The sequence below is a fragment of the Pseudomonas rhizosphaerae genome (assembly GCF_000761155.1).
GTDB classification, from domain to species: domain Bacteria; phylum Pseudomonadota; class Gammaproteobacteria; order Pseudomonadales; family Pseudomonadaceae; genus Aquipseudomonas; species Aquipseudomonas rhizosphaerae.
This window is the reverse complement of the sequence record NZ_CP009533.1, coordinates 3,359,972-3,384,500: the sequence shown is the minus strand read 5'-3', so window position 1 is coordinate 3,384,500 and position 24,529 is coordinate 3,359,972. Positions and strand designations below refer to the sequence as shown.

The window sequence follows — 24,529 nt, the reverse complement described above, 5'->3', positions numbered from 1 at the left end:
TGACCGGAAGAGAATCTCCCTTGACGACGATCAGTCTTCGAGGAGGGAGGTATGGCTCCAGCCAGAGCAGTGTGTTGGCTAGCAGATTTCGGAAGAAGGTCATGGCCGTACTCCGAGGTCAGGCAGCCCCAGAAGGGGTTCTTTCCCTCCTTGCGCCAGTTTAGGGTTAGGCGCTTTTCTGAATGAGTCCTCGTGTTCGAAGTCCTCCAGGCACCCAGACAGCGTGAAATTTGTTTGGGCATATTTGGAGTTGTGTTCTTCGCGAAACGGGAACGCCCGGGCAATGAACTCGTTCACGCAAGCACTGGCTGCTCGCATGTTCAGCGTGATCACAGAAGGGGCTTCTTCCTGAACACCGGAGATGTAGCCATGCTCCACTTGATCACGATGTGCGTTGGGGTTAGTGCTCCGCAGTGCCTCAGCGTAGAGCGAGTCTGGGGTGTAGATTTTACGGTCGGCCAGTGTGGCGCCGCCTGGCTTGACGTAGTCAATTCGCCCCTGAACGTCGTGAATTGCTCTCCCATCTGACTCGGTGGGACGGGTAGGAATTTTTACCCCTACGTCGAACAATGGCGTTAGGAAGCATGATGCCATCAGATCACAGATCATCCGGCCTTGGTGCGTATCGACGCAGCAAAAAATGACATCAGCGTTAGCTACCGCTAAAACAGCTTCGCGCGAGAGCACCGAGTTGTTAATTGGCTCGGCGACGTTGGGGCCACGGATCCGCTCGATGGCCTCTGCAAACATCTCAACTTTAGGGCGTTTTGACTGGGCATCGGCGATAGTCGAGTTGAGGATACGATTAAGGTTTTTCTCTTCAACATGGTCATGATCAACCAGGATGACTTTGCCAAACCCCAAGCGGGTCACTTGCTCCGCGACGATCGAGCCGGTGCCTGAGACCCCAATCACCGCGACCGTCAGTCGCTGGAGTGCGTGGGTCATCTGCGAAGTAAATGCCATAGGAGGCGTTAGGTGCTCTTCCGCGTCGTTCGACCAGAAAAGGATCGTGTCTCCGGGGACCGTGACCAGCTCAATGTCTTCGCACGTTTGGTCAGGATGATAAATGCGCGCGCGCATAGCTCCGCACGGCACCATGATGGCCGAGCCGTGAATGGACTCCACCCCCTGAGCTAGCGAAACCATAGTGCTGGCATCGCTCGCATCGTCGACCCAAGAGAACTCGTACAAACCGCCAGGATGGGAGTGGACCAAAATGATTGAGCGCGCGCCCACGAGCGCTCTATCGATGGCGTCCTCTAGGTACTTGCCTGGCCAGGTGAGTGAGTCAGGAGTACGGACTGAGCACTCCTTGTGCGGTACCAAAATCAGCTCTTGGCTGAGAAGTTTCAGGTTGCTGCCAAGCGAGCAAGTGCAAATGAGGATGGCTGCGGCTTCCTTACCGTCGCCCGGGAACAGGTGTTCCCGAAGCGAGGTATGGATCTCGTCCGTCAGCACCAGACGAGAATGGGCTTTCACAGGCCTACCTCCTTCATGATGCAACCGTCTGCCATCGCGAGTTGGGTGGTGATGTTGTCCGTTGCCGGATTCCAAGCCCGGTGACGGGACCAGCCTTGGAACTTGACGCCATCGATGTGGCCCACCATTTGGGTCTGAGCGATCTCTGCCCCGTTCGCCAGTCGCACTGCTGGATGGACGTAGAACATGTCGAGCATTGCGGCTGGATAGCCAGCCGGCACGTTCAGTGCCAGCTGAACCATTGCGTGGGAGTAACCAGGAGGAAGTTGGTAGTCGTTGATCACCAGCCAGCGACCACCGTCAGTGTTCAAGCGGGTTTCCCATTGATGGCCCGCCGCGTTCAGATACTGCTCGTCCTTTGGCAGCAGACTGAACTCACGGCGTGGTACCTGCGGGACCTCGCCGTTACTTACGTCCTTTTGAGTCAACCGAAGCTTCTCGATACCTGGGGCGCGCAGATCGATCACGTCATTGATGGTGAGCTCCTTCTTCGGCTGGTCACTGACCATGAGGAAGATCTGCCAGGCTTGGTTCGTATCGAGTTTGGCTTTGATCATGGCCTCACCAACGCTCACCGTGTGCGTCTCGAACTCGTAAACCACACCCTGGACATTCAGCTTCCAGATGGCTTTACGGGTGATGAAGCGCTCGACCCCCGGCTCGTCCAAGTCAACGAACTCGTTGTTCTCGATATCTTTGTCAGCTTCGTCTTCACGTTCGAGCAGCAGCCGCTTGTTGTCTGCGATGTCCGCCAGGATGCGGATGGTTTGACCGGAGATATGGTGACATGGCCATTCAAATCGGGCGCCATCCACGGTCAGAAGGTATTTCCGATCCGACTCGACCACGATGAAACGGTTCAGGTCATCAGTGATCTTGGCAATCTCGTCCGGGCGAATGTCTTCAAGAGCCCCCGAGGGCAGCAGTTGGAGGATGACCGGCAATTGATCAGGCGTGAAGTCTGCCGCCGCCGCAATTTGCGCTCCAGTGGGAGTGCGATCTTCCAGATGAACCGGACGGAACTGCAGGTCATCGCCAGCAATTTGAACGGTGATATGGTGTTGATGATGCTGATTTTCAGTGTTCATATTTCAGTATTTCCTTTGAATTCCGCGCATAGCGGCTTCGGGTCGCCGAGGGGCGATCCAGTTCATTGCCGTAGCTGAGAAGTTCTGCAGTCGATGCTTGACTGATGTGCGGAACATGGGAATACTGTTGTTCGCTTGAAGCATTCCACTCCACCGTACGGCGATTGCACTCGCTTTCCGGTATCTCATCTACGAAGTTTTTCTTCGGTCAGGTGGCTTTACATTTTCCCTCTCCTTCTTCGCTGTAGTTGACGATTTGCGCTGTCGGCGCATATTTCTTAACTGCTGAAATCACTGCGTCCCGATCATTAGCGGTGGCTTGCTTGCCTCCGTGGCCGATGATCCTGTTGTTGGACGACCTCAAGCTAAATGAATGCTCCCCTGTCTCGCTCCTGCTGTAGAACCGGTCGAATGGAGAGTGCTCACGACAGGACTCAATTCCCTTACCGCAGCTGGCCCGACTGGTGTACACGGTGCTGGAGAGGATCACCATTCCTTTGGGGTCTTTGAGCTGAAAGCGCATTTCGCCATTTTTCGACTCGTGAATCTCGTAGTGCGCTTTCATGCAGGGTCCTCCTAGTCACCGTACCCATCTCAATCAATGATCCGGTTTAACCAGAACTCAAAAAAAGAGACACGGCAAGAGCATACCTCATTTTCTCGATAAAGCAACCCATTTAAGCAGAATTGCCAATCACGTGGTAGACGAACTCTTTCCCGCCGCTTTCAGCGGTCATCTCAGCTCTCACCAAGAAGCCGTCCTCGGATAGACGTTTGAGGCGGGTGCTAGCGTTCTGAACGCTCATATCTAGAGCTTGGGCGATTTGGACAGTGGTCGCTGATCGCTTCTGGGTAACGGCGTCCAGAAGGGCTCTGCTGGACTCGGATGGTTTAGGGCCGACGAAGAAGCATTTGTTGCTGGTCCAGCACGTAACTATGTAGTCACCTGATAAAGCTGCACCATTTAGATTGTCGATTATGTCTTCATCTGCAATATCTCTAACAAAAAACGCTATCTGTTTAGCGTATCGTTTAAAGGTGTAGATTAAACATTCACGGAGAAAGGAAATGTCAGCGCCTTCAATTCTCTTGAGGGATATACCAATTGTTTTTGATTTCATCTTTGAATCAATAAAATCAATTAATTGAGCATGAGCCTTCCTACCCCTAGCTGTACCGTAGGGGTTGCTTCCGTCCGTGAAATCCCGAAGGTCTATAATTCTAATATTCTCGTTCATTTCTTCAGTTTAACCAGAAATATCTTAAATGTCAAGAGTAAATTCGAAGACAATATGTGTTCCCGAAAGTTTCGGTAAGTCTAAGGACCACTCATGACCATGAAGGCCCTGATTTTTGAAAGTAAGCGCTACAGAAAAATTTTGCTGCCTGATTTTAATCGTAGCATTCAACTTCTCCGCTTGATATTGGCTAGCATTCAAGCCGGCACCCCTGCCTTTGCCCAGTCTGCTCAGCCCTCTATATCTCATCGCATGAATAATCAACATAGGGTCTGAGTTTTTTTGCGAGCCTGGGAACTGGTTGGCTATCTCAGGAAAATGCACATCAAGCGCAGGGCGTAGTGTCGCGCAGATACCTTTGCCTGAATCCGAAATCACCGCCACCAGGCACGTTGAACCGTTACGTCTGTAGCTTTGTAGCCCGGCAAACCCAGGTATTTGGGTGTCTGAATGTTCCTCTACATTGCCCACAAACTCGCTGACGAGGGTAAACAGCTTATTGGCATGTTGCACGCCAAACGCCTCGACGAAGCTGTGCTTGATACTCTCAGGTACGCTCTCATTCGCTGGGTTATCGCTGCTGCTAGGCTTGATCTCTAGCAGCTCTACCAATCCAGCATTATTGGCTTTGTACTGTTGGGCTGCCGAGGTAGGCGGTCGGCGAGGAAGAACTTTAACCGCCCGATCCAGCCGATCGATAAAGCCCGATCGATTCAAGTAAGAGAGCGTCGACTTGTTCTCTGTGAAATCAATTTCAACTGTTTTTTTTGAAAAAATCAGTTGATTGGCAAGCGCTAGGATTCGCGCGGCTGCACAAAGAAGGACTTTTCGTTCCTTCTGAATTTTTAATACTACATGCCCATGAATAGCATCTAGCGGTGATCCGGACTTTAAGAGTGACTTCTCAAAGTGTTCTTGGGTTATCCATGTCCCTGTAGAGGTAAACTCCAAAACAAAACTTGCATCCTTCTTTAGCTGCCATACGAAATTATCATCCTGGACAAAAACATCTAGATGGTCGTATAAGCATTTAGTTACCTCTTTCCGGTCGCACTCCAGAGCTTTCGCAATATCGCGAGCTTTCAGCCCTGGGTTTCCTTTGAGTAGCTGGGCAATCCTTTTCCGTATCGGCATTGGAGGTATCACTTAAATATTAAAGCAGTTATATAATTTCCTTGAGGTTCAGATTATTTGGAATAATTTGACCTTCTCGATCGCCGGTGATTCTGTGGCGGTGGTGAAAATTATACAGCTACACGGGTGGATGCAAAATGCCATCCAGCGTTTTTACGCTTTCCTCCAGGTTTGCGGAAGTGGGCTGCCGGGCCCTCTCGCGGGTCACCCACGTCATGAGTATTTGCTGTATGTACATACAGTATTTTTGGCAAGCCTTGCTTTGCGTGCTTGCTGAGCTAAGCAAGGCACTGCTCGCAAGCTTGGGGGTACCTGACCCGGCCCCCCGGCCTGTCTCCGCTATTCGGATACCAGGCATCTGGCCCAGCAACTGCCAGCTATTCATCACGCTTTTTCCCTCAACCTGATCCTCGCCCAGCACATCGACGGATGTCAGTACATTCTCGGTGTGAAGTTCTACGCCCGCCTGACCTGAAGCGCTCAATTCGCCTAGGGTGATGGTCGAGCTCCCAGGTTGTAAAGCCGAAAGGTCTGGGCGGCCAGGGCTGTGAGAAAAGCGAATGAGGCTGAAGCGCTTGTCATAAAAGCTCCTAATGTCCGCAAGCTATGGCCTGCGGAGGTACTGATCTGTGGTAAGCAAGGGTCGATTTGACGCCAGGGCTATGCAGCCACTGGAGGGCAAGCTCCATAGAATCAGGCGGCGTCACATAACAAATATGTTATTGCATAGCAATAAAACATTGTTTTCAGATCGATCGTCCTGCTCACGCACTTGGGTCGAGATCAGCGGTACCAGCTTTCACGGGGAATCAGCGCTAGCACCTCATGCCAATTACGAAGCCGCTTGATCCACCGATAGAGCTTCGCGTTGTCGACGCCGACGTCCTTCGTGCGCTTCTCTAAGCTATCGCGCTTGACGATCGAGTGATTGATGAACGGTTGGATCGCGAAAAACGTTGTTGAGCAATGGCCCAGTCATCAAAGATAATGGTCGATATGCGCGCCGTCACTAGGTATAGAGATTCACCCGTTAATGTCCGTTATGGGTCGGTTGCGGTCGGTCGTTAAAGTCAGATCTTCTTAGCACTTGAAGACCCATGCTATTTCTAAACGACGAGCCAGCAGCCGCACTGTTAGCAAGTAGTAATATCGAGTCGCCTTGCATGGTCTCGCTAGTCAATGGTTGAGAAATCAAACAACATGCTTTTTCTTTCAACCCCAAGGTATTTCTAGCTGCCAGCGTTCAGATATCTCCGCTTGGATGTGCTTTGCTTGCCGTAAATGGCGCTGCCGCGTTGCGTACGATCCCGTCAGCACCGCAGCCAAGAACAGTTCCATATCGAATGGCTTACTCATATGCGTCGTCCAATGTAGGCCGCGACCACATCGATAAGCCCGTGCGCCAGCACATAGCTGATCTGTCTCCGAGCTTCATGATCAAGTTTCCCATCTACCTGGCAACATTGGCCGCCGTTGATGGGCGCGGGGTGTTGGGCGATTTGCTCATAGCGTTCACATGCGTACGCCGCCCTTAGCTCATGAAAGCCTTTGAGGTTGTGCGCATGCAGGATGTCCCGTGCTGGGCGGACGATTTCCTGCAGAACATTCAGATAGCTTTCGTCTGGCGCAATCAGGCTACGGCTAACACTAGGCGACACCTGCCGTGCAAACCCAAGTGCGTCTTGAGTATGGTGGTCCACCGCAATCCATCGTGGAGCTGAGGCGCCAGCTCGGCCGCCTTTGGTGCCATCCTGGATGTTGATCCTGCCTAGGCCGTTAGCCTCACGGCTCAGCCGTAGCAAGCCGGCTAGGATGGTCTCACGCAAGCGCATGTCGGTAGCTCGCCCCAACAAGACAATCGCGGCGGCCCGTAGTTGATGATGGCGGCAAAGCACATCGACGATCTGTTTAACCTGTTCGCGGTCTTGGCCCTGCGGCACCGACTGTCGAACCCCGGTGCGCTGCATACCCAAAGCCTTGCTCGGACTGGGCAATGTCACGTACTGATCACCGCGAAGCGCTGCCAGGGTCCTGTTAACGCTGGATAGGCGGTTTTGTGCGGTGCTGACAGCAAGGTCACTGCGCATAATCAGGTCGCGCAGGTACGCTGCGTAATCTACCAAGATCTCTCGATCAATCTGCCGCGAATCATTGATGCCGGGCCCCTGTTCTGAGCGGCACCACTTCACGAATGTCTGCCACCGATCACAGTGTGCCTTGACCGTGCCGTAGTGGCCGCCGCTGAACATCTCTTTCAACGCCTGCGGCCCTGCTAGCTCAGTTGCCTGCCGTAGCCGAAATTGCGGCCATTGCGTCTACCCACCAATGCCATGTCGGTCACCTCATCTTCCGATCTCCGATCCTCGCCCCCCGTCATCCCGCCAGGAGTGTTGAGAGTTATCAGGGATCAAGGCCCCTGCGACCTGTGGGGATGTCCACTACGCGGGACTGGCGGCTCCTTACGTCCGGGAGCAAAGGCATCTCATGATCTGGCCTCCTTAACACCGTTACCGGTGGACCGGTGGAGGCAGTGCTGGCTGACTAAACCAACGCCTGAAGATCGTGAGCCTGGTGAACGCAGCAATGCAATGACCGGGGCATGTCTGACTGTCAGTCAGGTGCAGTCCATTCCTTGGTCTGCGTCACCATCATCTACATCGCTGTTGCTGGTGACTTCGGTGTTTGTCACGCCGATTGTCACGAGGAGAATTGCGGCAAAGCCCCGTTCTATATGGGCTGCAGCAGTGGTTTGAGTGCCCGTCTCTTTCCTGGAGAAAGAGACGGGCAAAGGGTTGGCGCACACGAAACGGCCAAGCGGGTAGGTTGCTGCTGGGCAGAAGGGTAGGGTGGTTGCCGCAGTGGCAACGATGTTGAGGAGGCATCCATCACATGGGTAGTGACCGTACGAGCTACCGGACGCGAATCGTACTTGGGATGAACCGCCTCACGAGGGGCGTGACCTTTCAGGTTTCCGGCCACATTTTGCTGCTTCAGCAGCGCTTGCAATTTCTGGTTTACGCCTGTGGACAAGAGTCGTCAAGCGGCCTGAACTCAGATAATTAGCGCCTGTGGATAAAACTATCCCCCGGTGGGCAATACTGATTTTCCACAGACGCTAAGCTGTGCCAGCTGTTTTTCTCTACGGTTTGGTCCTTTTAATCGAGGCGGCTTTGCAGCCCCGTTTAAAAGGACCCGCGAGGAGGAGCTTCATGCGGCGCGGCGTGTAACTTCACAGCGGGTTTGTAGCGGTGGGGCGGCGGGCTACTCGGCCCACCTAGCAGTGCAAATGCGCGTGACGTTCTCACCCAACCGCTTGGCAAATTCATTCGGCGTCACATGGTCCTCGCGGTTCGCCTCCAGAAACCGGCTCTACTAAATCATAATCATCCGGCGCTCCTTAAGGAACTCGGCCTTGTGGATATACGCGGCGCGCACATTGTTGCGCTCCTTATGGCTCATCTGGCGCTCGATGGCCGTCTCCGACCACAATCCGGACTCGATCAGTGCGCTGCACGCCATGGAGCGAAAGCCGTGGCCGCAGATGTCCACCTTACCGTCGTAGCCCATCGTCCTCAACGCAGCGTTCACCGTGTTCTCGGACATCGGTTTCCATGGCTTGGCAACTCCGGCAAACACGAGGTCGAATTTGCCGGTGATCTTGTAGATCTGCTCCAGCAAGGTCACTGCTTGCGGGGATAAGGGTACAAGGTGAATGTCTCCGGCCATTTTGTACCTAGTGTGGAAAAGGGTACAGCGTCCAGCGCTGGGCGGGTGTTGGGGATTTCTTAGATGCCGCGCTTGAGGTCGAAATCGCACCACTTTGCGAAGCGTAGTTCGCTAGGGCGCACAAACACGTAAAGCCATAGTCGCCGGAATTCTGCGCGGCGTTTGCATGCGGGTGGGAGGGAGATATTTGATAGGAGCTAAGGCGGTGGCGACTGAACCGACGCCTTCGCGGCCACGGACCGCTCCCACAAGGACCGTTCCTACAGGGGTTGTGCGCGGGCCGGACACCCACAAAAACCACAAACAAAAAAGGCCCACCTTGCGGTGAGCCTTTCTCGTCCAAACTATGGTGCCGGTACCAGACGAACGGTATGTTTCGGCGAGAGTAGGTTTTTCGGGCATCTGGAGTTCGCTGGAAAATTCGGCGTACCCCAACTAGTAACTATAAAAAAATCAGCTAGTTATGGCGTTCGGTGGAATCGAACTCGGGATTTTTTAGATGTCAGCACGTTGTCGGTCTGCAAGTAATTCAGAGCCGCATACGGAATGCTAAACCTCCCGAATTCGAACGTTGTTGATCATCCCCTCCTTCGAGAATAGGTAGGAGTCCGCCAAAAGCTGCCGTGGCGACAGGCAGCGGACGCCCCATAGCGGACATTGCCAAAGGCGACTCTGACGAACCAGTTTGAGTTTCAGGCAGCGAAGGTGGGTATTCCGCTTCTCACTACTAAGCTTTGCACCCGCAGTACATTGGTCTAGCATAATTCTCCTTATCCAATCCCGGACAGACCAATGACCTGTTCTACTGCGGCGATGGCGTGAGTAATAATCATTTTTTCTTGACCAATAGGTGTGAAATGGAAGGCGAAAAAGGAAAAAACACACAACTGTTTGTAGGGCTTAGAAAAGCCAATGGTCAGATAGGATACCTCTCAGAAAGCCTCTCAATTCCTGAGTTTTTTGAGATGGTGCGCCCCACGGATCACCAGGAACGGGTTCTAGTTGATTTTGCACCGGTGATTGAGACGCTTCACGCGTTGCACAAGGATGCCGGTGATCAGGCGGTTATCAGCAAATATAAGTCTATGTACAGCTATTGGCATGACTCCATATCATACAGCGACTTCCGGATCCGGCTGCCCAAGTGCGAGAGTCTATCGGTAGCTGCTAACGAATTGCTGGCAATTCTAGAAGACAGGATAGGCAACCACAGTCGGGACTATAAAAGTCGTAGATTAGTCGAGTCGAATGCAAATCTCAGGGTCATTTTGGCGCTAGAAAAAGATGTGAATATCTTCATTGATACGCTGCTGTGTTTTATTCATTCCAAGGCATCTCTAGAGATCGCCTCGTTCAAGAAGGACGTGGTGCTTAGCGAGTACTGTGAACGCTTGACTGCAGTGCTGGAAGGCTTACTAGTCAATGTCCTTGATTACTCTACTTATAATAAGAAATTTGAATTAGAAAGCGACTCTTTATTATTCCATCTGGCAATCGTTGAGAATTGCGTCATTGACAGCTATAGCCACCTGCTACCGGACTTCGAAAGCAAGGAAGATCTGCGCCTAGTCGTGCTGCGTAGCGGCGTCAATCGTGAAATTTATGATGGGCGTAACGAGTGTTATATTGAGGTGGTAACCCGCTATCGTGTTCCGGATCAAAATGAACTGAAGATGGCTCGAATACTTAGGGATTTATGTTACAAGGTCCGTTCAGTGGACGGATTAATCAGCACTCTCAAGCATGAGGTCGTCCGGTGGGATCCATCTGACCATTCGATTGAGGAGTTAAAGGGCTTGATTGGTCTACCCCCTCCGGCAACCAACCCATAAAAGCAATGTAGTGGTCTGATGAGATTGGACACCCATCTAGGCGAAAATGCTTGTCCTAGAGAGGTGTCTGATGACCAAACGATGTCGTACCCTTAAACGCGAACTCAAGCACGCCGCGGGTAGTGCTCGAACTAGGGTGATCGCCCGCTTCCGATCGATCTCTGCCGGTCAAGAAGGGCGAGAAGCGACCAGAAGCCGCTGTTAGTTGAGCTTCTCAAGCTAGGACGGCATTTAGGCTGAACAGTGTCAAAAAAAGCCGGAGCAATTCATTCAGGGTAGCAATGCCTTTGCAAACGCGGAGTAATGTTGGCCGCTGTCAGCCGCTTCGAATAGGATGTCTAGCATGGGCTGTCGAACATCGTCCTGAACGTTTGGCTGATCAATAATCTTTCGCAAGGCGAATAATTTTTTGACAACTTGGCATCGAATGTCTTTTGCTAAATCTGGACGATTTAGGCCTAGCGTATCAATGGTGGTTTTCCCTCGGGGATGTTTGTAACCGACCAACGCTACATTCGCCACAGGATCAAATAAATAGGTTAGAAAATCGTCAGGATTTTCGTTAGCCGGGTTAATAAGAGGCCCATCTTGAGCCGCAGTCGGGAATTTTTCACCTTTATAGGCCGTCCCGTTGCACACACCGCAAGCCAGCAGGAGATTGCTCCATCTGACAAGCATTTTCGGATAGCGCTTTTTAGGTTTGAAGTGCTCGATATGAGAGTAAGAAACATGCTCAATGAAAGATTCACAAAAGGCACACTTACGCTGGTGCATGTCGCGTAAGGCATTCTTGATTTCTTTATGGCGATATTTCCTTTCTGCAGCGTCGATCGCGTCAGTATCACCAGATGCCTTGGCTGCTAGGTAATCAGCCGTCCAAGTCGTTTCATTCTGCTTGAGAATTTGGGGTTTTAACGGTCGCTTAAGCTTGATCATCTATAAAGCTCGCCAGGAGTTTATCAATCCTCCGATCCAGTTCCTGAGCGCCAGATGGGACGCTCGTAAGATCTTTGATCTGGGGCTGGAGCTTTTTCAGAGCGGCCTTATCCGCACGCGTTTTGTCCGGTTTATTGAATAACTGGGAGTACTGTTCCATTTTTTCGTTGGTTTGTGGCGAATATGCTGACACCAAGCCAAACGCCTCTGTAGTCAATATCTTGTCTACGGATAGCTTGTGTAGGTTATCCACTGGATGGAATGTAGCGCCCTTGTCGCCCTTCGAAATCTTAACGGTCAACGCATCTTCGCCCGCGCCTGCGGCGACCAAGGGACTGTGGGTGGTCACGATGAATTGAAGCTTGGGGAACGCACATCTGAGCTTGAGGGCAATGTCCCTTTGCCACAGCGGATGCAGATGGATGTCCAACTCGTCAATCAGCACCACGCCTTGCTCGTGAGCTGGGTTTTTGCTCTCAGGAAACGCTAGCAGCAAGCGCCAGACCAAATCGCCCGCAAACGCCAAGATGCTCCGATACCCATCACTGAGCGAGAGCGTGGGTACTTTTTCTCCATTGACGCTGTAGAGGATGCGTCCTTCGGAGGAGATGGAATCGAAGTGGACATCATCCGGTAAGAGACTGTCGATGGCCTCGATACCGTACTTCAAGGTCCTGCGGTCTTTTTCATGACCGTCTTTAGCAATTCGATAATCTAGGTAGACCATCCAGCGTTCAAAAACCGCCAGCGCTTCGTCTTCCTGGAATTGGCTGATGAAGTTGTTATGTCGAGCTTGCGGCTCCAGGGTCGGCACAATGATCTGATGAGAGCGAGTAAGTCGTCGAAAAGGTCCGTAACCTGCGCAGAACCAACCTTGCCCCTTGCTCGTGAATGCGTTCTGCCGAAGCCAGCTCAAAGCCCGATCCGGGTTTTCGTGAATACCCGGTGCGGTGTGGATCTTGTTCCGGATTGTGACAGCCCGGTCACCTGTAATATGGTAGCTGTAGGCGAAAACGCGTCGACGTTTTTCCTCGCCAAAGTCCCCTGGATCCATAGGACCTTGGTGAACTCGAATAGATATTTTACCCGCCATCTTTTCATCGCGCAGCCAGCCAGTGGGGCGAGGCAGCAGGCTGGGGATACTGTCTGGCCCGGCAAGCAGCAAGCCGAGCGATTGCAGAATTGTACTTTTCCCGCAGCCGTTCTCACTGAGAAATGTAATCCACTGGTAGGGAGTATTCTGCTGATCGAACTTCAAGGTCTGCTGCTCGAAACATTTGATGTTTTCGATGGAGAATTCTTTAATCCACATGACGGTTTCGCTTCTGTTTTACCCTATCCGCAGACTACCGGAATAGGGGAAGGATGCCTATCAAAGCGACCCGATGATGCTCACACCGTTATGGCTGTGTTCTCGGGATACTGATCGCCTCGGTTTTGTAGACACCTAACTGGTAGCGTTAGGTTGCCCCCTGAAAGGTAGACATCCCCGGCCTATCTTGCGATGGCCAACTCACCTCGTTCAACTTGCTGACGCAGATGTCCGGCGTAGTCCATCAAGGTCTGCCGATTAATCTGCCGCGCATCGTTAAACCCCGGCCCATCTTCCGAGTGACACCAGCGTACAAATGCCTGCCAGCGATCACTGTGCGCCTTGACCGTGCCGTAATGCCCGCCGCCAAACATGTCCCGCAACGCCTGTGGCCCGGCATAACTCAATTGCCGGCCATAGCCAAAATCCCGCCCGTCCCGTCTACCTACCAATGCCATGATCGAACTCCTCTCGAAGCCAAACCTTTTAAACCTTCCTCACGTCATCCCGCCAAGAATGTTGAGTGTTATCAGGGATCAAGGCCCCTGCGGCCTGTGGGGATGTCCACTTACGCGGGACTTACGGCTGCTTACGGCCAAGAGCTTGGGCATCTCATGATCTAACTACCTGAGCACCGTTGCCGGTGGGCAGGTGGAGGCTGCGTTGGCTGACGAAACCAGCGCCGCGAGATCCTGAGTCGGGTGAAGGCAACGAGGTAATGACCGGGGCATGCCTGGCTGTCAGCCAGGTGCAGTCCAATCCATGGTCTGCGGCACCATCATCTGCATCGCTGTGGCTGGTGACTTCGGTGTTTGTCACGCCGATTGTCATGAGGAGGATTGCGGCAAAGCCCCGTTCTATATGGGCTGCAGCAGTGCTTTGAGTGCCTTTCTCTTTCCTGAAGAAAGAGGCGGGCAAAGGGTTGGCGCACACGAAATAGCCAAGCGCATAGGTTGCTGCTGGGCAGGAGGGTAGGGTGGTTGCCGTAGAGGCAACGATATTGAGTAGGCATCCATCACATGGGTGGTGACCGTACAAGCTACCGGACGCGAATCGTACTTGGGATGAACCGTCTCACGAGGGGCGTGACCTTTTGGGTTTCGGGCCATATTTTGCTGCCTAGCAGCGCTTGCAATGTGTGGTTTACGCTTGTGGATAAAATCGTCAAGCTGCCGGATTTCAGATTCTTAGCGGCTGTAGATAAAATTATCCCCCGGTGGAAAATGTTGGTTTTCCATAGACGCTAAGCTGTGCCGGCTGTTTTTGTATAAGATTCGGTCCTTTTAAACGGAGCTGGTTTGCAGCGGTGGCGCGGCGGGCTACTCGGCCCACCTTGCACTGCGAATGCGCATAACGGTTCCACCCGTCTGCTTGGCAAATTCATGCGGCGTCACATGATCCTCGCGGTTTACCTCCAGAAGCCGGCTACACCAAGTCATGATCATCCGGCTATCTTCAAGGAACTCGGCCTTGTGGATATACGCGGCGCGCACATTGTTGCGCTCCTTATGGCTCATCTGCCGTTCGATGGCTGTCTCCGACCACAAGCCGGACTCGATCAGCGCGCTGCACGCCATGGAGCGGAAGCCGTGGCCGCAGATGTCCACTCTGGTGTCATAGCCCATCGTCCTCAACGCAGCATCACCGTATTTTCGGACATCGGTTTCCAAGGCTTGGCGTCTCCGGCAAACACCAGGTCGAATTTGCCGGTGATCTTGTGAATCTGCTCTAGCAAGGTCACCGCTTGCGGTGATGAGGGTACAAGGTGAATGTCTCCGGCCATTTTGTATCCAGTGTGGAAAAGGGTACGGCGTCCAGCGCTGGGCGGGTGTCAGGGATTTCCCAAATGCCGCGCTTGAGATCAAATTTGTTTCACCTTGCGAAGCGCAATTCGCTGAGGCATGCAAATATGCAACGCCAGGGCGGCTGGCATTCTGGGCGGTGTTTGCGCGATGTGGAAGAGGGATAGTTTATAGGGGCTTAGGGCAGTGGTGACTGGACCGACGCCTTCGCGGCCACTGGCCGCTCCTACAGGGGGTGTGCACGGGCCGGTCGCGCGCTTGTTACGTGCGTTGTTACGTGCGGGACAAAAACAAAGGGCCTGCATCGCTGCAAGCCCTTGTTTTGTATGGTGCCGGCACCAGGAATCGAACCCGGGACCTACTGATTACAAGTCAGTTGCTCTACCATCTGAGCTATACCGGCAAGTGAGGGCGCTGATTATAGCCATTCGATCGTGCGAGTAAACCCCCCTGCGGCATAATTTCTTCGTCTTTAGCTCTTAACCCGTCAGTGCTTATGCACATTCGGCGTGCCAAACCGGTCGACCGTTCGCCGATTAGGTCGTTTTGATGACATCGTTCGCAAGCTACTGTTTTCGCTGGCGAATCGGACATGACCGAAAAATGACCAGTCTGCTTTCCAGCGTTCTGGCGCAGCACTGATGCGTCGCGTCACACTTCTACCCACAGAGTTATCCACAGGTTGCGCAGGCTTCAGGTGCGTTCGGCGATGATCATCAGGTTGCGGGGCGTCAGGGTTTCCGGGCAGAAGGTGCCGACTTGTGCGGTGTACTGGCGCTCTTGCAGGTACAGGGCGCGGTCGAGCACCAGCCACAGCTCCAGCGGCTTGCGGAACAGGCCGCGCAGCAGTTCGAGGTTGCGGACTTGGGCCAGTCGTTGCCAGCCGCGCGCTTCGAGGTCGTCGAAGTCCACACCATGCCCTATGGGTACGCTCTGCAGTGCGGCCAGGTCGCGGCAGTAGTCGGCGAAGGGTTTGTCCAGCCAGGCGGCGGGCAGTGAGGGGCAGGGCAGGTAGTGGTCGGTGCCGCGTTGCTCGCGCTGCAGCAGGTCGAAGGCCAGGCGGCGGGCCATGGACTGGTCGCGTTGGCGGCGTACGCGGGCGCCGGCGGTGACGGTGGCTTCGAGGGGCAGGCCGAGGTCTTCGAGGGTGAGGGAGAGGGCGGAGGGTTCGCTGCACAGTTGGCGATAGGCGCCGTGGGTGCGGTTGTAGCAGCAGGGTGCGAAGGCCAGGTGCTGGCAGCCCGCCTGGGTAGCGCGGTGCATGAGCTGGACGTGCAGGTCGCCGCAGGCGTGCAGGGCGACGGGGGTAGTGGAGGCTGGCAGGCGCAGGTCGTCGGCCATGACGTCTTGCAGTTGGTGGTGGGCGGGCAGGGCGTGATGGGTGCTGAGTTGGGCGCCGCTGGCGACCAGTGCGGGGTCGTATTCCAGGCAGGTGAGGTGCTGGCCATCGCGCAGCAGGCGGCGGCCGAGGTGGCCTTTGCCGGCGCACCAGTCCAGCCAGTGGCTGGTGGAATCGGCGAAGGGCAGGGCAGCGGCGAAGGCTTCGATCTGCTGCCATTTACGGCCGGGCACGTCGACGTTGAGTCGGCGGCGGGCGGCGGGCACGTCAGTGGTCGGCAGCGGGCCTACTGCGCTTAGCGCATGTGCCTGTCGGGCCAAAGCAGGGAAGGGCGCCGGGGCGTCCAGGTCCAACAGCGAGTTATGCACAGCCTCGGCTTCGGCCAGGGGGCGGGCGCGCAGCCAGGTGGCGAGCTCGGGATACTTGGCTTCCCAAGGTAGGGTCAGTTGGGTGAAGGGTTTGGGCCGCCACAGATCGATACGCTCGGCCAAAAAGGCGTCCAGTGCGTGAAAGCGCTCACGCAGCTGGTCGCCTTGCAGGCTCAGCGGCCCTGGCACGCGTCCACACGCAGCCAACGCTCGAGCAGTTTGAACGCCTGCACCAGCACGAACGACATGGCCAGGTAGAACATGCCGGCGGCGAAGAAGATCTCAACCGGCAGGTAGGTGCGGGCGATGATCGTGCGGGCCATGCCGGTGAGCTCCAGCAGGGTGACGGTGCTGGCCAGGGAGCTGGCCTTGAGCATCAGGATCACTTCGTTGCTGTAGGCCGGCAGGCCGATGCGGGCGGCGCGTGGCAGCATGATGTGCACCAGGGCCTTGCTGCGGGACATGCCCAGGGCGCGGGCGGCTTCGATCTCGCCCTTGGGGATGGCTTGCAATGCGCCGCGCAGGATTTCGGCGATGTAGGCGGCGGTGTGCAGGGTCATGGTCCCGGCGGCGCACCAGAACGGGCTGCGCAGGTAGGGCCACAGGCTGCTCTCGCGCACCGTGTCGAACTGCGCCAGCCCGTAGTACACCAGAAACAGCTGCACCAGCAGCGGCGTGCCGCGAAAGAAGAAGATGTAGGCGTAGGGCAGGCCGCTGATGTACCACTTCTTCGAGGTGCGGGCGATGCCCAGCGGGATGGCCAGGATGAGCCCGGCCAGTACCGCGATGGCGACCAGTTCCAGGGTCAGGGTGGCGCCTTGCATCAGGCGCGGCAGCCACTTGATGATCACTTCCCAGTTCATTGCGAAGCCCTCGCGAAGCCGCGTGCGGCGCGTTTCTCCATGAAGTGCAGGGCAACCATGGCGACCACGGTGAGGCTCAGGTACATCAGGGCGGCGACCATATAGAAGGTGAACGGCTGTTTGCTGACGGTGACGGCGTTCTGCGCGTTGCGCATGATTTCTTCCAGGCTGATGACGGACACCAGCGCGGTGTCCTTCATCAGAATCAGAAACAGATTACCCAACCCCGGCAAAGCGATGCGCCACATCTGCGGCAACACCAGGCGGATGAAGATCCGCGACGTGCTCAGGCCCAGGGCCAAGCCGGCCTCGCGATGGCCTTTGGGAATGGCCAGGATGGCGCCGCGGAACACTTCGGTGGCGTAGGCGCCGAAGCACAGGCCCAGGGCGATTACACCGGCCGCGAAGGGGCTGAGTTCCAGGCTGCCGACGCCCAGCGCCAGGCCGATGCTGCGCAGGCCGTTGACGGTGCCGAAGTAGATCAGCAGCACCCACAGCAGCTCGGGGATGCCGCGTACCAGTGTCGAGTAGAAGCCGCCGAGCCACTGCGGGGGGCGGTTGCCGGAGGTTTTCGCCAGGGCGCCGGCGAGGCCCAGCAGCAGGCCCAGGCACAGGGCGCTGAGGGCCAGTTTGACGGTCATCAGCGCGCCTGCGGCAAGCGCAGGGCCGAAGCCATAGAGATCGATGTTCATGGGCAGGCTTGTTCAGGGGCGGGCGCCGGCCTTGTAGGCCTACGCCCGCCGGGCTGTCAGAGGATGCTGAAAGGGAAGTACTTGTCGTTGATCTTCTTGTAGGTGCCGTCGGCGATGATTTCCTGCAGCGCCGCGTTCAGCTTGTCGCGCAGGGCGTCGCCCTTGCGAACGGCGATGCCGATCTTGTCGCTTTGCTCGACAGCGTCACCCTTGAATTCGAAGTCCTTGCCGGCGTCGCTCTTGAGCCAGTCGTAGCTGGCGTACTTGTCGGCCAGGATGGCGTCGAGGCGGCCGCTGGTCAGGTCCAGGAAGGCGTTTTCGGAGGTGTCGTACAGCTTGAGGTCGACGTCCATGCCGTACTTGTCTTCCAGCCAGGTGCCCGACAGGGTCGCGCGCTGGGCGCCAATGACCTTGCCCTTGAGGCTGTCGCCGTCGGTCTTGAAGTCGTCACCCTTCTTGGCGATGAACTGCAGCTTGTTGCTGTAGTACGGGTTGGTGAAGTCCACCACTTCCGAGCGCTCGGGGGTGATCGACATGGACGACACCAGGAAGTCGAACTTCTGTGACTGCAATGCGGGAATGATGCCATCCCAGTCGGAGGTGACGATTTCGCATTCCACTTCCATCTTGGCGCACAGGGCCTTGCCGATGTCGACGTCAAAGCCCACGACTTGGCCGCTGGTGTCCTTGTTGTTGAACGGTGGGTAGGCCGCTTCCACGCCCATGCGCAGTTTGTCGGCCGCCAGGGCGGCGCCGTTGACCAGCAGGGTGGCGGCAACCGCCAGAAAGAGTTTCTTGATGTTCATATTGTTATTGCTCCGTTAGCGGTTGCTGGACATGAACTGCCTGCAGCGCGCCGACAAGGGGTTGTCGAATACTTGCTCGGGCGTACCCTGCTCTTCCACCAGACCTTGATGCAGAAACACCACCTCGCTGGAGACTTGCCGGGCAAAGCCCATCTCGTGGGTCACCAGCAGCATGGTACGGCCTTCTTCGGCCAGGTTGCGAATAACCGCGAGCACCTCCTGGACCATTTCCGGATCCAGCGCCGAGGTCGGCTCGTCGAACAGGATAACCTTGGGCTGCATCGCCAGGGTGCGAGCAATCGCCGCACGTTGTTGCTGACCGCCGGAAAGCTCGTTCGGATAGGCGTGGCGCTTGTCGGCGATGCCGACCTTTTCCAGCAGCGCCTCGGCCACCTCGACCGCTTCGGCGCGGCTCTGCCCAAGCACGCGGCGCGGCGCTTCGATGATGTTGTCGAGCACGCTCATGTGCGGCCACAAGTTGAAATTTTGAAACACAAAACCGATCTGGCTGCGCAGCCGATTGATCTGGCGACTGTCGGCGGCGATCAGCTCGCCATTGCGTGCAGCCTTGAGCTTGAGTGTTTCACCGGCCACCAGGATTTCACCCTGATGGGGGTTCTCCAGCAGGTTGATGCAGCGCAGCAGGGTCGATTTGCCGGAACCGGACGAACCGAGAATGGAGATCACCGCGCCATCGTTGGCGGCCAGCGATATGCCTTTGAGCACGTCCAGTGCACCGTAGCGCTTGTGCAGGTTACGGATTTCCAGAGCGGGCGTGGCCTTGGCCATGTGCGGTCCTCATATAGGCGGGTGCGGCCTGCCGTCATCGACGTGAACGGTAAAACGCAAAGCAAGCATAGCGCGGATGACGGAGCTGAGCGTGCAGCGTGATCGTCATGCACCTGGCGCAGTGCGCGAAGGCAGTGCGGCGAGCGTGTCGAATGGGCAGGGCGCGATAAAAAGGCGCGATGTTGCCAGTTTTGCCTAGTCGAGGAAAGCGCGAATGCACGGGTTGCGCGGCAGTGCGATAAGAGGCAGGTCGCACAAAGTTGCACCTGAGGCACAAGATGCCCATGCAAAAGTTGCGCCTTTAGGTTGCACTGTTTTTGTGCGAGGGTGTTACCGACGTCGTTTTTTGGTGCGGCATATCGACCCAGGCTGAGTAGTTCGGTAATGCGTCTCAGCCGTTGTCGCAAACTTCAACGGATTCAATCCCTTGCTGTGATCAGCCCAGAGGTCCGTTTCAGGGCGGCAGGATATACCTTGGTACAATTTGGCGCAATTATTGCGTAAAAGATAAGGAACGGGGTGTAGCAGACTTTGCACAAGGCTTGTGACCACCGCCGGACAGAACGCTATTTTTCGCAAAGGTAGTTTTATGAGTACGCAGAATTCCACAGGTCTCGCTCAGGGACTCAAGCCGCGTCATGTAACTATGTTGTCGATCGCCGGTGTTATCGGTGCCGGCCTGTTCGTAGGTTCCGGGCATGCCATCGCCGCTGCTGGCCCTGCCGTGCTGCTGGCCTACGCCGCTGCCGGTAGCTTGGTGGTACTGGTCATGCGCATGCTGGGTGAAATGGCCGTTGCCTCGCCCGACACCGGTTCGTTTTCCACCTACGCCGACCGCGCCATCGGGCACTGGGCCGGTTTCTCCATCGGTTGGCTGTACTGGTGGTTCTGGGTCCTGGTGATCCCGTTGGAAGCCAACGCTGCCGCGTCGATCCTGCATGCCTGGATTCCCGACGTTTCGCATTGGGTGTTCGCTTTGGTGATCACCCTGGTGCTGACGGTAACCAACCTGTTCAGCGTGAAGAACTACGGTGAGTTCGAGTTCTGGTTCGCGCTGATCAAAGTGCTGGCGATCATTGCCTTTATCGTGGTCGGCCTGGGCGCGGTGTTCGGCTTCATGCCCAACAGCCAGGTCAGCGGCGTCAGCCACCTCACCGACACCATGGGCTTCATGCCCAACGGGCTGGGTGCTGTCGTCGCTGCCATGCTGACGACCATGTTCTCGTTCATGGGCACCGAGATCGTCACCATCGCCGCCGCCGAATCGAAGAACCCCGGCCAGCAGATCTCCAAGGCCACCAACTCGGTGATCTGGCGGATCTTCCTGTTCTACCTGGTATCGATCTTCCTGGTGGTTGCCCTGGTGCCGTGGAACGACCCGCGCCTGGCCGAGCTGGGTTCCTACCAGACCGTGCTCGAGCTGATCGGCATCCCCAACGCCAAGCTGATCGTTGACATCGTGGTATTGGTCGCCGTAACCAGCTGCCTGAACTCGGCGCTGTACACCGCTTCGCGCATGCTGTTCTCCCTGAGCAAGCGCGGCGACGCGCCTGCTGCCGCACAGAAAACCTCGAAGTCGGGCACCCCGTCGGTGGCCGTGCTGATGTCCACTGCAGCTGCGTTCGTTGCCGTGATCGCCAACTACGTCGCACCCGCCGCCGTGTTCGATTTCCTGCTCGCCACCTCCGGCGCCATCGCCCTGCTGGTGTACCTGGTGATTGCCGTGTCGCAGCTGCGCATGCGCCGTAAGCGCGAGCTCGCCGGTGAGAAGATCGACTTCAAGATGTGGCTGTTCCCCGGCCTCACCTACGTGGTCATCCTGTTCATCGTCGCAGTACTGACCACCATGGCGCTGCGCGAAGACCACCGCGTTGAAATCCTCGCCACAGGCGGCCTGGCCATCGCGGTCGTGGTTGCGGGCCTGATCGTCTCCAGCCGCCGCAAGGCCGGCCACGCGCGGGTAGCGATGGGCCGCTGATCAAGTAGACCGCTGGAATGCAAAGGCCGCTGTCAGTGATGACAGCGGCCTTTGTTGTTTCTGCAGCCCTGCAAGTGGGCAAGCATGCCTGGCTCGGCGTGTCAGCCGCTCAGGTTATCCAGTTCCTTCGCTTCGGAATCATTTGCCCGCGCCGTGGCTGGTGGTTTGAAAAACGCTTGCTTCCATTCCGGCCACTGCTCGACCTTTCGCCGGCACAACGCAAGGTGGTCGAGGAATGCTTGTTTCTTTGCAGCCGCGCTTGGCTGCCCTGCTGTCGAGTGCGTGGCGAGCGAAAGGCGTTCGAGTTTTTCATCACTGTGCATGCTGACTCCGTGTGCTGAGTGCTGATCCGTCCGTGGACCAATGGGAACTCCCGGTGTGTTTCGAGAGGTATGAGGTGAAGGCAAAGGGTAGCCCATGAGCCTGCTACGCACCTGTATAAGAACTTTCGTTCCGCCTTCTGAAGTTTGGATAGCCGATCTTTTAGTAATGATAATGGTAGCGAGAATCACTCTATGTTAGATTCTCGCGCTTTTTGTGGCATTTCATTACAAAAAATAGCTGGTCTTCGCAGGATCTTCAGGGGAGGGGATGGTAGATGGCTCGCAATAACAAGAAGAATTCCAGCGCGAATTCTATGGCTTTACTGGTTGCCACACTCAGTTGGCAGGGCATCGCCGCTGCCGACGAAGCGCCCGCCAGGCCAGTGGCCCAAGGCGCAGCGCTACAGTTGCAGGACTCGGTCATTACCGATCAGGCACCAGAAAGCCAGCAGACCGTGGGTTATCAGGTGCAGAACAGCACCGCTGGCACTAAAACCAGTACGCCTCTGTCCGAAACTCCGCGTTCTGTTTCAGTGGTCACCCGTCAACGCATTCAGGACCAGGGTTCTCAGACCCTTACCGACATCCTCGGCTACGTGCCAGGCATCTTCGCGCCGCCTTTCGCCGTCGGCGACGGCCTGGCCGGTGATCTGTTTTCCATCCGTGGCTACAACGCCACGGACTATGGCTATGGTTTGCTGAAAGATGGGTTGCGCCTGCAAGGCAACCGTTACGACACCACCACCGAGCCCTATGGCCTGGAGCGTACCGAAGTCTTTCGAGGCCCAAGCTCGATTCTCTACGGCGAAAATGCGCCGGGCGGTTTGGTTAATCTGGTCAGTAAAAAGCCGACCGAAACCGCGCGGGGCGAGGCCAAGTTCACCTATGGCAGCAACAACCGCCGCCAACTGGGGCTCGATGTGTCGGGTCCGTTGACGGACGACAACCGTATTCTGGGCCGACTGGTCATGCTGGGCCGCAATGCCGACACTCAGGTCGACTCGGTACCGGATGATCGCCTCTACATCGCGCCGTCGATGACGTTCAACTTCAGCGAAGACACCGCACTGACCTTGCTGTCGAGCTATCAGCGCGACCGCACCAAGTTGCTGTTGGGCTATCCGGCAGCAGGAACGCTGCTCAATAACGTCAATGGCAAAATCGGCAAGGATCAGTTCAACGGCAACCCGAGTTGGGACGATTTCGAGCGCGAAACCTGGACCTTGGGTTATGAGTTCAGCCATCAGATCAACGACGTCTGGCAGTTCCGTCAGAACTCGCGCTACATGGAATCGCGCTTGAACCGTCATGAAACCTGGCCAAACAACCTGAATCGGGCCGGCTTTGGCAGCACGTTGAGCAGCACGGCTTATGATCGTGACAACAAGTCGATCACCTATTCGGTGGACAACCAGTTCGAAGGACACTTCAGTTCAGGGGCGCTGGATAACACTGTGCTGCTCGGCGCAAGTTACGACCGGACCTCGTTCAATCAGGACTGGAACGCAGGCTTGGGCGGTACTTATAACGTGTTCAACCCGGTGTTCTCGACGGTACAGCCGAACGCCTCGCAATACGTGCAGAACTCCCAGCTCGATCAGCACATGTACGGCGCGTATGGCCAGTTGCAAAGCAAGTACGACAACTGGATCTTTCTGTTGGGCGGGCGTCAGGACTGGGTGCAGAGCCAATACCGTAACCGCGCCAGCGCGGCTCGCCCTGGCAGTGCAGCGATAGCGGCCACGGATCTGGACGGCTGGGATCATCGGTTCAGTTGGCAGACGGGTCTGATGTACCAGTTCGACAACGGCATCTCGCCCTATGTCAGCTATTCCACGGCATTCACCCCCGTACAACAATCGTCCCAGCCCAATGGCGATCTGCTCGATCCGATTCTCAGCAAGCAGTATGAAGTGGGGGCGAAGTTCGAGCCCACAGGTTGGAACACGACCTTCAGCGCAGCTGTTTTCGACTTGACCAAGTCCCGCGACGTGGTCGCAGGCAGCAGTGGCTTCAGCCGGCAAGTGGGCGAGAGCAAGTCTCAGGGCCTCAAGCTTGAGGTCAACAGTGACGTGACGCCCAATCTCAGTCTGGTGGCGTCTTACACCTACACCGATGCACGGGTGACCAAAGATGCGCCAGGTTCATTGTTCGAAGACCATCAACTGACGGGCATTCCGCGCAACCAGGCGTCGACCTGGGCAACGTATCGCTTCCTGGACGGCGCACTGAACGGCTTGCGCCTGGGCGGCGGCGTGCGCTACTTCGACAACACCTTTGCCTACACAGCCCCGACGCTGTACGGCAAGCTGAAGACCGGCGATGTGACGCTAGTGGATGCGTTGGTGGGGTATGACATCGACGAGCATTGGTCGGTGGACGTGAACGCGAAGAACCTGTTCGACAAGGAATACGTGTCGGGCTGCAACAATGCGGGTCGCTGCTATTGGGGCGAGGAGCGAACGGTGCTGGGGACCGTGGCGTTTCGCTGGTAAGCCAGCCAACTTGGCCAAGGAGGGCGCGCCGGGCCTGTGAGTGGAGCCGAGGACCAAACTCGATCCACTCGCATGCCCACGGTCTTTCACAAGGTGTGAAACGCCAGACAGCAAAAAGCCCGCACTAGGCGGGCTCTCTGTGTGTTTTCAGGTACTGCACGCACCACCTGAAAACGGAAGGTGGTGCCCAGAGACGGAATCGAACCGCCGACACGGGGATTTTCAATCCCCTGCTCTACCGACTGAGCTATCTGGGCAACGGGGCGCATTAAACTGGTTTTTCGACGGGTCGTCAAGCGTGATGTCGAAAAAAATTTTAATTAATA

16 protein-coding genes, 2 tRNA genes and 5 pseudogenes are annotated in these 24,529 nt (G+C 56.1%); 3 read left to right on the top strand and 20 right to left on the bottom strand.

From position 1 onward, the window contains the following. Positions 1 to 99 precede the first annotated feature (99 nt). The 8 genes and pseudogenes from LT40_RS15025 to LT40_RS14990 all read right to left on the bottom strand — a co-directional run. The gene (locus tag LT40_RS15025) at positions 100 to 1,482 is read right to left on the bottom strand and encodes a ThiF family adenylyltransferase (RefSeq protein ID WP_043191693.1); all 1,383 of its coding nucleotides are present in this window, start codon (positions 1,480 to 1,482) and stop codon (positions 100 to 102) included. Continuing rightward, positions 1,479 to 2,570: a multiubiquitin domain-containing protein gene (locus tag LT40_RS15020; RefSeq protein ID WP_043191691.1), complete on the bottom strand. Its 1,092-nt coding sequence runs from the start codon at positions 2,568 to 2,570 to the stop codon at positions 1,479 to 1,481. Before LT40_RS15020 ends, LT40_RS15025 begins: the two co-directional genes overlap by 4 nt. Before the next feature lie 208 nt (positions 2,571 to 2,778). Then, positions 2,779 to 3,135: a YegP family protein gene (locus LT40_RS15015; RefSeq protein ID WP_043191689.1), complete on the bottom strand. Its 357-nt coding sequence runs from the start codon at positions 3,133 to 3,135 to the stop codon at positions 2,779 to 2,781. 112 nt (positions 3,136 to 3,247) lie between these two features. Continuing rightward, positions 3,248 to 3,808 carry a winged helix-turn-helix domain-containing protein gene (locus tag LT40_RS15010; RefSeq protein WP_043191686.1) on the bottom strand — a complete coding sequence of 187 codons (561 nt, stop codon included), beginning with the start codon at positions 3,806 to 3,808 and terminating at the stop codon, positions 3,248 to 3,250. A 24-nt stretch (positions 3,809 to 3,832) separates the two neighbouring features. Beyond that, positions 3,833 to 4,942, bottom strand: coding sequence for a hypothetical protein (locus LT40_RS15005; protein WP_043191683.1), 1,110 nt, complete (start codon positions 4,940 to 4,942; stop codon positions 3,833 to 3,835). Between the two features lie 1,080 nt (positions 4,943 to 6,022). Beyond that, positions 6,023 to 6,298, bottom strand: a pseudogene (locus LT40_RS21870) (hypothetical protein). Next, positions 6,295 to 7,274 (bottom strand): annotated as a pseudogene (locus tag LT40_RS14995) (integrase domain-containing protein). Before LT40_RS14995 ends, LT40_RS21870 begins: the two co-directional pseudogenes overlap by 4 nt. Before the next feature lie 929 nt (positions 7,275 to 8,203). Beyond that, positions 8,204 to 8,808, bottom strand: a pseudogene (locus LT40_RS14990) (tyrosine-type recombinase/integrase); the annotation flags it as partial. A gap of 717 nt (positions 8,809 to 9,525) precedes the next feature. Here LT40_RS14990 and LT40_RS14985 point away from each other — a divergent pair. Next, positions 9,526 to 10,500 (top strand): hypothetical protein, encoded by a 975-nt coding sequence (locus LT40_RS14985; protein ID WP_148308566.1) that lies wholly within the window; start codon positions 9,526 to 9,528, stop codon positions 10,498 to 10,500. A 270-nt stretch (positions 10,501 to 10,770) separates the two neighbouring features. On the opposite strand, the gene LT40_RS20970 is transcribed toward LT40_RS14985, so the two are convergent. From LT40_RS20970 to LT40_RS14935, 10 genes and pseudogenes are all read right to left on the bottom strand, one after another. Further along, positions 10,771 to 11,436 carry a retron system putative HNH endonuclease gene (locus LT40_RS20970; RefSeq protein WP_052393444.1) on the bottom strand — a complete coding sequence of 222 codons (666 nt, stop codon included), beginning with the start codon at positions 11,434 to 11,436 and terminating at the stop codon, positions 10,771 to 10,773. Further along, positions 11,423 to 12,748: an AAA family ATPase gene (locus LT40_RS14975; RefSeq protein ID WP_043191673.1), complete on the bottom strand. Its 1,326-nt coding sequence runs from the start codon at positions 12,746 to 12,748 to the stop codon at positions 11,423 to 11,425. The genes LT40_RS20970 and LT40_RS14975 overlap by 14 nt, the downstream gene beginning before the upstream one ends. 188 nt (positions 12,749 to 12,936) lie before the next feature. Further along, a pseudogene (locus LT40_RS14970) lies at positions 12,937 to 13,206 on the bottom strand (integrase domain-containing protein); the annotation flags it as partial. Between the two features lie 861 nt (positions 13,207 to 14,067). Then, positions 14,068 to 14,659 (bottom strand): annotated as a pseudogene (locus LT40_RS14965) (tyrosine-type recombinase/integrase); the annotation flags it as partial. Positions 14,660 to 14,877: 218 nt separating this feature from the next. Continuing rightward, a tRNA-Thr gene (locus tag LT40_RS14960) sits at positions 14,878 to 14,953 on the bottom strand. 290 nt (positions 14,954 to 15,243) lie between these two features. After that, the gene (locus LT40_RS14955) at positions 15,244 to 16,446 is read right to left on the bottom strand and encodes a methyltransferase (RefSeq protein ID WP_148308565.1); all 1,203 of its coding nucleotides are present in this window, start codon (positions 16,444 to 16,446) and stop codon (positions 15,244 to 15,246) included. Beyond that, positions 16,431 to 17,120 carry an ABC transporter permease gene (locus LT40_RS14950; protein WP_043191671.1) on the bottom strand — a complete coding sequence of 230 codons (690 nt, stop codon included), beginning with the start codon at positions 17,118 to 17,120 and terminating at the stop codon, positions 16,431 to 16,433. Before LT40_RS14950 ends, LT40_RS14955 begins: the two co-directional genes overlap by 16 nt. Continuing rightward, the gene (locus LT40_RS14945; protein WP_043191669.1) at positions 17,117 to 17,812 is read right to left on the bottom strand and encodes an ABC transporter permease; all 696 of its coding nucleotides are present in this window, start codon (positions 17,810 to 17,812) and stop codon (positions 17,117 to 17,119) included. Before LT40_RS14945 ends, LT40_RS14950 begins: the two co-directional genes overlap by 4 nt. A gap of 56 nt (positions 17,813 to 17,868) precedes the next feature. Continuing rightward, positions 17,869 to 18,618: an ABC transporter substrate-binding protein gene (locus LT40_RS14940; RefSeq protein ID WP_043191665.1), complete on the bottom strand. Its 750-nt coding sequence runs from the start codon at positions 18,616 to 18,618 to the stop codon at positions 17,869 to 17,871. A gap of 15 nt (positions 18,619 to 18,633) precedes the next feature. Beyond that, on the bottom strand, positions 18,634 to 19,407 hold the full coding sequence (locus LT40_RS14935; protein ID WP_043191664.1) for an ABC transporter ATP-binding protein: 774 nt from the start codon (positions 19,405 to 19,407) through the stop codon (positions 18,634 to 18,636). A gap of 589 nt (positions 19,408 to 19,996) precedes the next feature. Here LT40_RS14935 and gabP point away from each other — a divergent pair. Further along, positions 19,997 to 21,385 (top strand): GABA permease, encoded by a 1,389-nt coding sequence (gabP, locus tag LT40_RS14930; protein WP_043191662.1) that lies wholly within the window; start codon positions 19,997 to 19,999, stop codon positions 21,383 to 21,385. A gap of 101 nt (positions 21,386 to 21,486) precedes the next feature. Here the strand turns inward: gabP and LT40_RS14925 are convergent, their stop codons facing one another. Further along, the gene (locus LT40_RS14925) at positions 21,487 to 21,708 is read right to left on the bottom strand and encodes a hypothetical protein (protein ID WP_043191660.1); all 222 of its coding nucleotides are present in this window, start codon (positions 21,706 to 21,708) and stop codon (positions 21,487 to 21,489) included. Between the two features lie 314 nt (positions 21,709 to 22,022). On the opposite strand from LT40_RS14925, the gene LT40_RS14920 reads away from it, so the two are divergent. Further along, complete coding sequence (locus LT40_RS14920; RefSeq protein ID WP_043191658.1) at positions 22,023 to 24,203, top strand: TonB-dependent siderophore receptor; 2,181 nt, start codon at positions 22,023 to 22,025, stop codon at positions 24,201 to 24,203. 181 nt (positions 24,204 to 24,384) lie between these two features. On the opposite strand, the gene LT40_RS14915 is transcribed toward LT40_RS14920, so the two are convergent. Beyond that, positions 24,385 to 24,460, bottom strand: a tRNA-Phe gene (locus LT40_RS14915). Positions 24,461 to 24,529 lie beyond the last annotated feature (69 nt).